This is a genomic window from Hydrogenophaga sp. LT287 (assembly GCF_055702805.1).
This window is the reverse complement of the sequence record NZ_JBVPZC010000002.1, coordinates 211,262-222,999: the sequence shown is the minus strand read 5'-3', so window position 1 is coordinate 222,999 and position 11,738 is coordinate 211,262. Positions and strand designations below refer to the sequence as shown.

The window sequence follows — 11,738 nt, the reverse complement described above, 5'->3', positions numbered from 1 at the left end:
GTGATAGCAGCTCAGCGGCCCAGCAAAAACACCGCGGGTGCGTCCAGCGGCAAACCGGCCAGCGCGTCTTTGCCGCGCTTCCAGTCGGTTACCAGCGCGCTGCGCACGGTTTGGCCGGGCAGGGTGAGGGCGCAACACACCGCCAGGCGGGTGTGCGGGTGCAGGGTTTGCAGCAGCGCCTGCAGCAGGGCGGTGTTGCGGTAAGGCGTTTCAATAAAAATTTGCGTTTGCCCGGTTTTCAGGGCCAGGGCTTCCAGCTCGCGCAGGCGTTTGCTGCGCTCGGTGGCTTCTTGCGGCACATAGCCCACAAACGCGAAGTTTTGGCCGTTCAAGCCGCTGGCGGCCAGCGCCAGCATGAGCGAGACCGGGCCGGTGAGCGGCACCACGCGCAAGCCCATGGCGTGGGCGGCGCGCACGATGGAGCTGCCGGGGTCGGCGATCGCCGGCATGCCGGCTTCGCTCACCAGGCCCATGTCGTGCCCCTGCAGCGCGGGCGCCAGCAGGGCGCGGGCTTGCGCATCGCCCTGGGCTTCGGGGGCGTGGTCGCCTTTTTTGTGGGCGGCGCGCGGCAGTTCCGTGATGTGCTGGGCTTGCAAGGGCGCGGCCAGGCCGTGGGTGGCTTCCACCCGTTTTAAAAACGCGCGGGTGCTCTTGGCGTTTTCGGTGATCCAGTGGGTGAGCCGGCTGGCGGCGCCCAGGGTTTCGGCCGGCAGCCACTGGCCGGGAGCGGCGGCGGTTTCTTGGCTGACGCCAAAGTCCAGCGGGGTGGGCACGAGGTAGAGCGTGCCGCTCTGGGCGGTGCCGGCGTTCACAGCAGTTGCACGCCAGCGGCGCGGATCATGCGGCAGGTGCGAATGAGCGGCAGGCCCACCAGGGCGGTGGGGTCGTCGTTGTCAATGCGCTCCAGCAGCGCAATGCCCAGGCCTTCGCTTTTGGCGCTGCCCGCGCAGTCGTAAGGCTGCTCGGCGCGCAGGTGGTTTTCAATTTCAGCGTCGCTCAGGTCTCTGAACACCACGCGCACAGCGGCTATTTCGCTTTGCTCAAAACCGGTTTCCAGGCACACCACCGCCAGGGCGGTTTGAAAAATGACGGTTTGCCCGCGCATGCGCTGCAACTGGGCCACGGCGCGCTCGTGGGTGCCGGGCTTGCCCAGGGGTTCGCCGTGCAGGTCGGCCACCTGGTCGCTGCCAATCACCACCGCGTGCGGGTGGCGCTGGGCCACGTCGCGCGCTTTGGCCAGGGCCAGGCGCAGGGCCAGGGTGGCGGGGTTTTCGCCGGGCTGGGGGGTTTCGTCCACCTGCGGGCTGGCCACGTCAAACGGCATAGCCAGACGGGCGAGCAGTTCGCGCCGGTAGCGCGAGGTGGAGCCCAAGATGAGCGGGCGGGAAAGGGCGGGCGGGGTGGTGGGGCTGTGGGCGGGCATTCCGGTATTCTCCCCGCATTCTTTTACACACGGACTTGCGCAAAAGCGCCATGGCGTTTTTGCAAAGCCTTGCCGTACGGCTTGTAGTGCCCGCGGCTTTGCGCCCAGCCCTGACGGTTTTGCCCAAGTCCGATACACTTTTTCAATGAACCCGAACCCCAAAATGGCATGGAATGCCGACCGCCTGGACATACGGGCTTTTGCCCTGGCTGGCGCCAGCCTGCAGGCCGACGAGCCGCTGACCCGCTTTGCGCGGCTGCTGGAAGAAGCCCACCTGGACGACGACGCCCAGCCGGCCGCGCTGCAAGTGCACTGGCAGGCGCACGGCGAAATGCGCCCCAGCGCCAAAGGTGGCGCGCCCGCCGTGTGGCTGCACCTGGAGGCCCATGCGGCCGTGCCGCTGACGTGCCAGCGTTGCCTGGGCCCGGCCGACACGCCGCTGCTGGTGGACCGCTGGTTTCGTTTTGTGGCCGACGAAGCGGCGGCCGAAGCCGAAGACGACGACTGCGAAGAAGACCTGCTGGCGCTGGAGCCGCGCCCCAACCTGCACGAGCTGCTGGAAGACGAGTTGTTGATGGAGCTGCCGCTGGTGCCCATGCACGACGAGTGCCCGGTGCCCGTGGTGATGCACGCCGCCGACCCGGGGGTGGGCGCTGAAGGTGGCGAGCCTGAGCGCCGCAACCCGTTTGCCGAGCTGGCGCGTTTGAAAAAATAAGCGGTGATCGGTCTGGCCCGCCGTTGCGGCTTCGCCTTCTCCAGCTTGCGGCGTTTGTAGTCAAACAGTTCAGGTACCAAGCGCTCATGAAGCCAGCAACGCCCGCCGAACCCAGCCACCCCCTGTGCAACAGCCGCGACCTGGCCGATGGTGGCCGGGCGGTTTCTTTTGATGTGGTGTACGCCGGCCAGACCTGCCGCGCTTTTGCCGTGCGCTACCGCGGGCAGCCCCACGCCTACCTGAACCGCTGCAGCCATGTGGCGATGGAACTGGACTGGCAGCCCGACCGGTTTTTTGACGACACCGGCCGCTGGCTTTTGTGTGCCACCCACGGCGCCACCTACGAGCCCGACACCGGCGCCTGTGCAGGCGGGCCCTGCCGTGGCGGGCTGGTCAAAATTGAGCTGCTGGAGCACGGCGGCGTGGTGCACTGGCAGTCACAATACAACCTCAAACTTGTGGAATTCTGAGAGCCCATCAACATGAACGACGACAACGTGGGCTTGCCCGCCAACGCCAGCAACACCCCAGGCTGGGAGCGCGCCACCCTGGAAAAGCTGGTGTTCGCCACCATCAAGGAACAGCAGGCAGCGCGGCGCTGGAAAACGTTCATGCGGTTGGTCTGGCTGTGTATTTTTGGCGCCATCGCCTGGTTCATTTACAGCGCAGACAACGTCAGTTCGTCCGTCAGCACCCCCCACACCGCCGTGATCGAAATTCGCGGCGAAATTGCTTCGGGCGCAGAAGCCAGTGCCAGCAACGTGGTGAGTTCATTGATTGCCGCCTTTGAAGACAGCGGTGCCCAGGCTATCGTGCTGCTGATCGACTCCCCAGGCGGCAGCCCCGTGCAGGCCGGCATCATCAACGACGAAATCACCCGGCTCAAGGCGCTGCACAACAAAAAAGTGTATGCCGTGGTGGAAGAAACCTGTGCATCGGCTGCTTATTACATAGCCGCCGCCGCAGACGACATTTACGTGGACAAAGCCAGCCTGGTCGGCAGCATCGGCGTGCTGATGGACGGGTTTGGCTTTACCGGCCTGATGGAAAAGCTCGGCATTGAGCGCCGGCTGATGACCGCCGGCGAAAACAAAGCCATGCTCGACCCCTTCAGCCCCCAGGACGAAGAGCAGCGGGTTTATATCCAGACCATGCTCGGTGAAATTCACAACCAGTTCATCACCGTGGTGAAACAAGGCCGCGGGGACCGCTTGAAAGAAACCCCTGAGACCTTCACCGGCCTGGTGTGGAGCGGCCAGCAAGCCGTGACCCTGGGCCTGGCCGACGGCCTGGGCAGCCTTGACTTTGTGGCCCGCGAAATCGTGAAAGCGGAAACCATTGTGGATTACACCCAGCGCGAAAACCTGGGCCTGCGCCTGGCCAAGCGCTTCGGCGCCAGCGTAGGCGAGGGCGTGTTTTTGGCCGCCAAGGCCGCCGGTGTGCAGCTGAAGTAAGTTCTATTTTTGCTTGACCGCTGGCTTCGGGCTATAATGCTTGGCTTTGCGCTTGTACCCATTTGCACGGTGTGCGGTCGGGTCGGGCGCTTGATGGTTGCTACAGTTGGTTGATTGGGCGTTTTGGCATTTTGGCCACCCATGCATCCACCTTGTTTAGGCCACCCCGTTTCACCCCAACCGATTTCAGGAGCCCACCATGGCCGTTCAGCAAAACAAAAAGTCCCCATCGAAGCGCGGCATGCACCGTTCGCACAACGCGCTGAACGTGCCGGGCATCGCTGTGGAACCCACCACCGGCGAAATCCACCTGCGTCACCACATCAGCCCCAACGGTTTCTACCGTGGCCGCCAGGTGCTGAAAAACAAGTCAGAAGCCTAAGTGACGGGCTGCCACAGGCCTCGCCGCGGTGTCGCGCTCGGGGTTTGTAGCTCTATCCAGGCACAGGCCCGCATGATCCATGCGGGCTTTTTTCATTCTTGTGGTGCCCTGAGCGCCTGCACCGGGATGTTGTCATGATCACCATCGCTGTGGATTGCATGGGGGGAGACGTTGGCCCGTCGGTGACGTTGCCAGCCTGTGCGGCCTTTTTGACCAGTCACCCCAAAGCCCAGTTGTTGCTGGTGGGCCAGCCCGCGACTTTTGCGGCCTGGCCTCAGGTGCTCAACAACGTGCGTTGCTCGGTGGTGCCCGCGACCGAGGTCGTCACCATGGACGACCCGGTGGAGGTGGCGCTGCGCCGCAAAAAAGACTCGTCCATGCGGGTGGCCATCACCCAGGTGAAAGACGGCACGGCGCACGCCATGGTCTCGGCCGGCAACACCGGTGCGCTCATGGCGATTGCGCGCTATGTGCTGAAAACGCTGGACGGCATTGACCGCCCCGCCATTGCCACTCAGTTGCCCAACGCCCGCGGCGGTGCCACCACGGTGCTCGACCTGGGCGCCAACGTGGATTGCACGGCCGAACACCTGTTGCAGTTTGCGGTGATGGGCTCGGCGCTGGTGGCCGCTGCGACCGGGCGCAAAGAACCTACGGTGGGGTTGCTCAATGTGGGTGAAGAGGTCATCAAGGGCAGCGAAGTCATCAAGCAAGCGGGTGTTTTGCTGCGAAATGCAGCCAACACCGGCGATTTGAACTTTTTTGGCAACATCGAAGGTGACGATGTTTTTAAAGGTACGACCGACATCGTGGTGTGCGATGGCTTTGTGGGCAATGTGGCCCTGAAAGCCAGCGAGGGCTTGGCCACCATGATCAGCGGCTTCATTCGCGAAGAGTTTTCGCGCAACATTTTTACAAAAATGGCTGCGATTGTGGCCTATCCGGTGCTATCTGCCTTTAAAAAACGGGTTGACCACCGGCGTTACAACGGTGCAGCCTTGCTGGGGCTGCGTGGGCTGGTGTTCAAGAGCCACGGCTCGGCCGACGCGTTTGCATTTGAGCAGGCACTGTGCCGGGCTTATGATGCGGCCCACAACAACTTGCTGGACAACGTGCGGCAACGCATCGCCCATGCAGCCCCGCTGATTGCCGGGAGCGCAGCACCCAGTGAGTTCAAAAGCATTCCGACCATTTAATACAAGCCAGCCCTTCGCATGACACGCTACGCTCGCATAACCGGCACCGGCAGCAGCCTGCCCCCTCAGCGCCTGACCAATGCCGACATGGTGAACACGTTGGCCCAGCGCGGTGTGGAGACCAGCGACGAGTGGATCGTGGAGCGCACCGGCATCAAGGCGCGGCATTTTGCGGCCGATGGCGTGTTTGCCAGCGACCTGGCCGCCGAAGCCTGCCGCCAGGCGATGGCTGCGGCCGGTGTGGAGCCAGCAGACATTGACCTGATCATTGTGGCCACGTCCACGCCCGACATGGTGTTCCCGTCGACCGCCGCGATACTGCAGCACAAGCTGGGCATGGCCGGTTGCCCGGTGTTTGACGTGCAGGCGGTGTGCAGCGGTTTCATTTACGCGCTGACCGTGGCCAGCTCGCTGATCCAGACCGGCACCGCCACCAAGGCGCTGGTGGTGGGGGCTGAGGTGTTCAGTCGCATTCTGGACTTCACCGACCGCACCACCTGCGTGTTGTTTGGTGACGGCGCTGGTGCGGTGGTGCTGGAGGCCAGCGACACGCCGGGCATTTTGGCCACCGACATCCACGCCGACGGCAAGCACAGCGGTATTTTGTGCGTGCCCGGCCATGTGTCGGGTGGCAACGTGCTGGGCGACCCGCTGCTAAAAATGGACGGCCAGGCGGTGTTCAAGCTGGCGGTGGGCGTGCTGGAAGACACCGCGCGTGCAGCGCTGGCCAAGGCGGGCAAAACCGCGGCCGACATCGACTGGCTGATTCCCCACCAGGCCAATATCCGCATCATGCAAAGCACGGCCAAAAAGCTGAAGCTGCCCATGGACAAGGTGGTGGTGACAGTGGACCAGCACGGCAACACCTCGGCGGCCTCCATTCCGCTGGCGCTCGACCACGCGGTGCGCGCCGGGCAGGTGAAAAAAGGCGACACGCTCATGCTCGAAGGCGTGGGTGGCGGCTTCACCTGGGGCGCTGTGCTGCTGGACTTTTAAGTCCGGTGGGCCGGCTTTTTCAGCGCACGTGTTTCTGTCCATCAAAATTTCAGAACTTCATGAAGAATTTTGCTTTTGTCTTTCCCGGTCAGGGTTCGCAGTCGGTCGGCATGCTCGACGCCTGGGGCGACCACCCCGCGGTGCTGGAAACCTTGAAAGAAGCCTCTGATGCGCTGGGCGAAGACGTGGCCAAGCTGATCAAAGAGGGCCCCAAAGAAGCGCTGGCCCTGACCACCAACACCCAGCCAGTGATGCTGGTGGCGGGCGTGGCCGCCTGGCGGGTTTGGCGGTCCGAAGGCGGCGCGCTGCCAGCCGTGGTGGCGGGGCATTCGCTGGGTGAGTATTCGGCGCTGGTGGCTTCTGGCGTGCTCACGCTGGCGCAAGCGGCGCCTTTGGTGCGCTTTCGTGCCGCGGCCATGCAAGAAGCCGTGCCGGTGGGCACGGGCGCCATGGCCGCCATCTTGGGCATGGACGCGGCGCGTGTGATCGCCGGCTGCGCTGAAGCGCAGGCCACGTTTGGTGCTGGCAGTGCCGAGGTGGTGGAGGCCGTGAACTTCAACGATCCCGCCCAAACCGTGATTGCCGGCAGCAAGGCCGCGGTTGAAAAAGCCTGCGAAATGCTCAAGGCCAGCGGTGCCAAGCGCGCGTTGCCGCTGCCCGTATCGGCGCCGTTTCATTCCAGCCTGATGAAGCCAGCCGCTGAAAAGCTGAAAGAAAAGCTGGCCAATACCGTGTTGGCCGCGCCCCAGATTCCGGTGGTGAACAACATCGACGTGGCGGTGCAGACCGATGCGGACGCCATTCGTGACGCGCTGGTGCGCCAGGCGTTTGGTCCGGTGCGCTGGGTGGAGTGTGTGGCTGCCATCAAGGCGCGCGGCGTGACCACGCTGGTCGAATGCGGCCCGGGCAAGGTGCTGGCTGGCATGGTGAAACGCATCGACGCTGAGCTGACCGGCGCAGCCCTTTACGACCCGGCCACGCTGGCTGAAGCGAAGGCCTTGCTGGCCTGACCCACGGAGGACACACATGTCTGAAATCAAATTTGCAGGCCAGGTGGCCTTGGTGACTGGCGCTTCGCGCGGCATTGGCGCGGCCATCTCCCACGAACTGGTGGCGCGCGGCCTGACCGTGATTGGCACGGCCACCAGCGACGAAGGCGCCGCCAAAATTGGCGCGGTGTTGGCGGCGGTGCCCGGTGCGGCTGCGGGCTGCCGTGGCGCCCGGCTGGACGTGAACGACGCCCAGGCGGCCGAGGCGCTGATTGACGAGATTGTGAAAGCCCACGGTGGTTTGCAGGTGCTGGTGAACAACGCCGGCATTACCCGCGACATGCTGGCCATGCGCCTGAAAGACGACGACTGGGACGCCGTGCTCGACACCAACCTGAAAGCGGTGTTTCGCATGAGCCGCGCCGTGATCCGACCCATGATGAAGCAGCGCTACGGCCGCATCATCAGCATCACCAGCGTGGTGGGTGCGTCGGGCAACGCGGGCCAGGCCAACTACGCAGCCGCCAAAGCGGGCGTGGCGGGCATGACGCGGGCACTGGCCCGCGAGCTGGGTAGCCGCAACATCACCGTCAACTGCGTGGCGCCAGGTTTCATTGAAACCGACATGACCGCAGCGCTGCCCGAAGAGCAGCAAAAAGCGTTGCTGGGCCAGATTCCGCTGGGGCACCTGGGCAAGCCTGCCGACATTGCCCATGCGGTGGCCTATTTGGCCAGTCCGCAGGCTGCCTACGTGACGGGGCAAGAACTGCACGTCAACGGCGGCATGTTCATGGCCTGATCAGGCACTGCCACTTCTCGATTTCCAACGCCGCAAAAGCCGTCCGGCGGGCCGTCTAGAGATGCCTCTCTAGGCCGGCTAAAATGACGGTCTGTATTTCAACCACCCTCAGAGGGACTTATGAGCGATATCGAAGCACGTGTTAAGAAAATCATTGCCGAACAACTCGGCGTGGAAGAGGGTCAGGTCACCAGCGAAAAGGCTTTTGTGGCCGATCTGGGCGCCGACTCGCTGGACACGGTTGAACTGGTGATGGCCCTGGAAGACGAATTCGGTATCGAGATCCCGGACGAAGACGCAGAAAAGATCACCACCGTTCAAAACGCCATCGACTACGCGATGGCCCACCAGAAGGCTTAAGCCATCCATGAGCCAACGCATGGTCGCCCCGAGGGGTTTGTTTCCCTTGGGGTGTCTGTGCATTACACGCTGTAAAGAGCGTGGGGGACATCAATGAGCCGACGTCGCGTTGTCGTGACCGGTCTGGGCTGTGTCAGTCCCGTGGGTAACACGGTGTCTGAAGCCTGGGCCAATATTCTTGCCGGCAAGTCCGGCATTGACCTCATCACCCGGTTTGACGCGTCAAATTTCTCCTGCAAGATCGCAGGCGAGGTGAAGGGGTTTGATCTTGAGTCGTACATCACCGCCAAAGAAGCGCGGGCGATGGACTCATTCATTCACTACGGTATCGCCGCAGCCCACCAGGCTGTGGTGGACTCGGGCTTGCCTGTGGGCGATGCCCTGGACGAAGAAACAGCCAACCGCATCGGTTGCATCATCGGTTCGGGCATCGGCGGGTTGCCCATGATCGAAGAAACGCACGCCGAGTATGTGAGCCGCGGCCCGCGCCGCATTTCGCCATTCTTCGTGCCCGCTTCCATCATCAACATGATCGCGGGCCATGTGTCGATGCGGTTTGGCTTCAAGGGGCCCAACCTCGCGGTCGTCACGGCGTGCACCACCGGCCTGCATTGCATTGGCGAGGCTGCGCGCAAGATCGAGTACGGCGACGCCGACGTGATCGTGGCGGGCGGCTCCGAAGCCACCGTGTCGCCTCTGGGTGTGGGTGGCTTTGCGGCCATGCGCGCTTTGTCGACCCGCAACGACGACCCCACCACAGCTTCGCGGCCTTGGGACAAAGACCGCGACGGCTTTGTGTTGGGTGAGGGCGCTGGTGTGATGGTGCTGGAAGAGTACGAGCACGCCAAAGCCCGTGGTGCCAAAATTTATGCCGAGCTTTCGGGTTACGGCATGAGCGCCGACGCAGGCCATATGACGGCGCCCAGCATGGACGGCCCCCGCCGCGCCATGGTGAACGCCTTGCGCAACGCCGGCTTGAACGCCGACCAGGTGGATTACCTGAATGCGCATGGCACGTCCACGCCGCTGGGCGACGTGAACGAAACCCATGCCATCAAGGCCGCTTTGGGTGACCACGCTCAGAAGACCGTGGTGAACTCCACCAAGTCGATGACGGGTCATTTGCTGGGTGGCGCTGGCGGCATCGAGAGCGTGTTTACGGTGCTCGCGGTGCACCACCAAAAGAGCCCGCCGACCATCAACATCTTCAACCAGGACCCGGAATGCGACCTGGACTACTGCGCCAACACCGCGCGGGACATGAAGATTGACGTGGCGATGAAAAACAACTTCGGATTTGGCGGCACGAACGGCACACTGGTTTTCCGGCGCGTCTGACCTGCTCCTGAACAACGCTATTTTCAAAACAGCGCATGCGCAACGCCCCATCGGTGGTCTACCCGGTGGGGCGTTGTGCTTTTTACGCGGGTCTGCTGTGCGTGCTCGCCGGCCTGGGCCTGTTGGTGCTGCTGCGCTGGTGGTGGCCTTGGCTGGACGCAGCGGCCGAAGTGCCTTGGCTGAGCCATGTGGCCGGCGGGCTGGGGGCCGTGCTTTGGCTGGGTTGGGCCGGCTTTGCCTGGCGCAGCTGGTTGCACTCGCCTGTTGGGCAGCTGCAATGGGATGCCCTGGGGCCGCCGGTGAGCAGTGGGCTGCCCAACGGGCCAGCACGCCCCGGGGTGTGGCGCTGGCAACGCGATACCCTGGCCGATGGCGCACCGCTGCAGAAGGTGGAGCGCGTGCTCGACCTGCAAGACCGCATGTTGCTGCGGGTGCGCAATCCCGACGGGGCGCACCGCTGGCTTTGGGTAGAGCGCTCCAGCGATCCCGCCCGCTGGAACGACCTGCGCCGGGCGCTGGTGCGGGTGGCTTGAGGCATTCGGCATGAGCCGAAAAAAGCCCAGGGTGGCGCCTCAGCCATTGACATGGGTCCTGTGGGTTATATTTCCGCGCGCATGACAACTGAAGACCACACCGCCCCGCCGCCGCCCGACAGTGATGTCATGTTGGTTCAAAGAACCCTGGCTGGGGAGTCGCGCGCGTTCGACATGCTGGTCATCAAGTACCAGCGCCGGGTGGAGCGCCTCATTGGCCGGATGGTGCGCGACAGCGACCTGGTGCAGGACATTGCGCAGGAAACCTTCATTCGGGCATACCGGGCTCTGGCCCAGTTTCGGGGCGACGCGCAGTTTTATACCTGGCTGTACCGCATAGCGGTCAACACGGCCAAAAAGCAGCTTATGGAGCTCAAGCGCGACCCCCTGGTTTTTCAGTCGCAAATGAAATCTGCGGACGATGATGAAACTTCCTCGTCCGAACGCGAACTAAATTCCAACGTGGCCGACACCGAGACGCCCGAGGCGGTGTTGGCCAGCAAGGAAATTGCCCAGGCCGTGAATGCGGCCATGGACGCGTTGCCCGAAGAGCTGCGCATGGCGATCACCTTGCGGGAAATGGAGGGCTTGAGCTACGAAGAGATTGCTCAGGCGCTCGATTGCCCCATTGGCACGGTGCGGTCCCGGATTTTCCGGGCACGTGAAGCGATCTCCAGTCGCATCAAGCCGATGCTGGAACGCCAGACGGGAAAACGGTGGTAGTGCCTCGTGGTTCCACGAGCGTGCCCGTCATCGCAGTATCAGATATTTGGAAGTCAACATGAACGCCGCCAACACACACACCGACCTGCAGACAGACGCCTGGGCGGGTACATCTGCACCGGACCTGTCGCACGCCACTTTGCCAGGGCTTGAGCCGGCGAGCGCCTGGTCTGCCTTGGTGGACGGCGAGTTGTCAGATGCCGAGCTTGACCGTTTGCTGGCCGATACAGGGCCAGGCGCTGAGACCCTTGAAGCCTGGCACAGCTACCAGGTGATTGGTGATGTGCTGCGTGCTTCGGCACCCGCGGTGGCGGCCCAAACCCCGCAAGACTTTTTGGCCGGCCTGCATGCGCGGCTGCACGCCGAGAAGCCTTTGGTTCAGCCGTTGCCTGTGCAGCCCACCTTGCCCATGGCACCACCCAATGTGCTGGGCCATGTGCGTGCGCCAGCCGCCAACGACGCGGTGTTTCGCTGGAAAATGGTCGCCGGGCTGGCCTCGCTGGCCGCCGTGATGGCGGTCAGCTGGACGCTGCTGGGCTCTGCGCCGTCGGGTGCGGGTGGTGCTGGTGCGGGCGCTCAGTTGGCCTTGATGGATTCAACCCCGGGGACCATCGCACCGCGGTTGCCGGAAACCACGGCGGTGGTGGTCAACACCCCGCAAGGCGCGGTGATCCGGGATACCCAGCTCGAAGCCCTGATGGCTGAGCACCGCCAGCACGGCGGCATGTCTGCCCTGCAAATGCCTGCAGGTTTCCTGCGCAACGCCACCTACGACGCGACCGGACGCTGAACCGCCATGACGCTTGCCTTGCCTTTGCGTGTTGCTTTGA

15 protein-coding genes are annotated in these 11,738 nt (G+C 63.6%); 13 read left to right on the top strand and 2 right to left on the bottom strand.

Features of this window, described 5'->3' with window-relative positions:
* Positions 1–11: 11 nt before the first annotated feature.
* Together AC0GNR_RS02915 and AC0GNR_RS02910 are read right to left on the bottom strand one after the other, a co-directional pair.
* Complete coding sequence (locus AC0GNR_RS02915) at positions 12–812, bottom strand: SAM-dependent methyltransferase (protein WP_472899505.1); 801 nt, start codon at positions 810–812, stop codon at positions 12–14.
* Positions 809–1,423 (bottom strand): Maf family nucleotide pyrophosphatase, encoded by a 615-nt coding sequence (locus AC0GNR_RS02910; RefSeq protein WP_472899504.1) that lies wholly within the window; start codon positions 1,421–1,423, stop codon positions 809–811. The genes AC0GNR_RS02915 and AC0GNR_RS02910 overlap by 4 nt, the downstream gene beginning before the upstream one ends.
* 145 nt (positions 1,424–1,568) lie before the next feature.
* Between AC0GNR_RS02910 and AC0GNR_RS02905 the strand changes: the two genes are divergently transcribed.
* The 13 genes from AC0GNR_RS02905 (at position 1,569) to AC0GNR_RS02845 (ending at position 11,698) form a co-directional block, all read left to right on the top strand.
* Positions 1,569–2,138, top strand: a complete 570-nt coding sequence (locus AC0GNR_RS02905) for a YceD family protein (RefSeq protein ID WP_472899503.1) — start codon at positions 1,569–1,571, stop codon at positions 2,136–2,138.
* A gap of 86 nt (positions 2,139–2,224) precedes the next feature.
* Positions 2,225–2,608, top strand: a complete 384-nt coding sequence (locus tag AC0GNR_RS02900) for a Rieske (2Fe-2S) protein (RefSeq protein WP_472899502.1) — start codon at positions 2,225–2,227, stop codon at positions 2,606–2,608.
* Between the two features lie 12 nt (positions 2,609–2,620).
* A complete protein-coding gene (locus tag AC0GNR_RS02895) occupies positions 2,621–3,592 on the top strand; it encodes a S49 family peptidase (protein WP_472899501.1) in 972 nt (323 codons plus the stop codon).
* Positions 3,593–3,791: 199 nt separating this feature from the next.
* The gene (rpmF, locus tag AC0GNR_RS02890) at positions 3,792–3,974 is read left to right on the top strand and encodes a 50S ribosomal protein L32 (protein WP_019575026.1); all 183 of its coding nucleotides are present in this window, start codon (positions 3,792–3,794) and stop codon (positions 3,972–3,974) included.
* Positions 3,975–4,108: 134 nt separating this feature from the next.
* Positions 4,109–5,170, top strand: a complete 1,062-nt coding sequence (plsX, locus tag AC0GNR_RS02885; RefSeq protein WP_472899500.1) for a phosphate acyltransferase PlsX — start codon at positions 4,109–4,111, stop codon at positions 5,168–5,170.
* An 18-nt stretch (positions 5,171–5,188) separates the two neighbouring features.
* Positions 5,189–6,166 (top strand): beta-ketoacyl-ACP synthase III, encoded by a 978-nt coding sequence (locus AC0GNR_RS02880; RefSeq protein WP_472899499.1) that lies wholly within the window; start codon positions 5,189–5,191, stop codon positions 6,164–6,166.
* Between the two features lie 59 nt (positions 6,167–6,225).
* Positions 6,226–7,176 (top strand): ACP S-malonyltransferase, encoded by a 951-nt coding sequence (gene fabD, locus AC0GNR_RS02875; RefSeq protein WP_472899498.1) that lies wholly within the window; start codon positions 6,226–6,228, stop codon positions 7,174–7,176.
* A 16-nt stretch (positions 7,177–7,192) separates the two neighbouring features.
* Positions 7,193–7,954 (top strand): 3-oxoacyl-ACP reductase FabG, encoded by a 762-nt coding sequence (fabG, locus tag AC0GNR_RS02870; RefSeq protein WP_472899497.1) that lies wholly within the window; start codon positions 7,193–7,195, stop codon positions 7,952–7,954.
* A gap of 120 nt (positions 7,955–8,074) precedes the next feature.
* Positions 8,075–8,314: an acyl carrier protein gene (acpP, locus tag AC0GNR_RS02865; RefSeq protein WP_304823557.1), complete on the top strand. Its 240-nt coding sequence runs from the start codon at positions 8,075–8,077 to the stop codon at positions 8,312–8,314.
* Between the two features lie 93 nt (positions 8,315–8,407).
* Positions 8,408–9,652: a beta-ketoacyl-ACP synthase II gene (gene fabF / locus AC0GNR_RS02860; protein WP_472899496.1), complete on the top strand. Its 1,245-nt coding sequence runs from the start codon at positions 8,408–8,410 to the stop codon at positions 9,650–9,652.
* Between the two features lie 35 nt (positions 9,653–9,687).
* Positions 9,688–10,185, top strand: a complete 498-nt coding sequence (locus AC0GNR_RS02855) for a hypothetical protein (protein WP_472899495.1) — start codon at positions 9,688–9,690, stop codon at positions 10,183–10,185.
* Between the two features lie 81 nt (positions 10,186–10,266).
* Entirely contained in the window at positions 10,267–10,908 is a 642-nt protein-coding gene (rpoE, locus tag AC0GNR_RS02850; RefSeq protein ID WP_472899494.1) for an RNA polymerase sigma factor RpoE, read from the top strand.
* Positions 10,909–10,966: 58 nt separating this feature from the next.
* Positions 10,967–11,698 (top strand): sigma-E factor negative regulatory protein, encoded by a 732-nt coding sequence (locus AC0GNR_RS02845; protein ID WP_472899493.1) that lies wholly within the window; start codon positions 10,967–10,969, stop codon positions 11,696–11,698.
* Positions 11,699–11,738 lie beyond the last annotated feature (40 nt).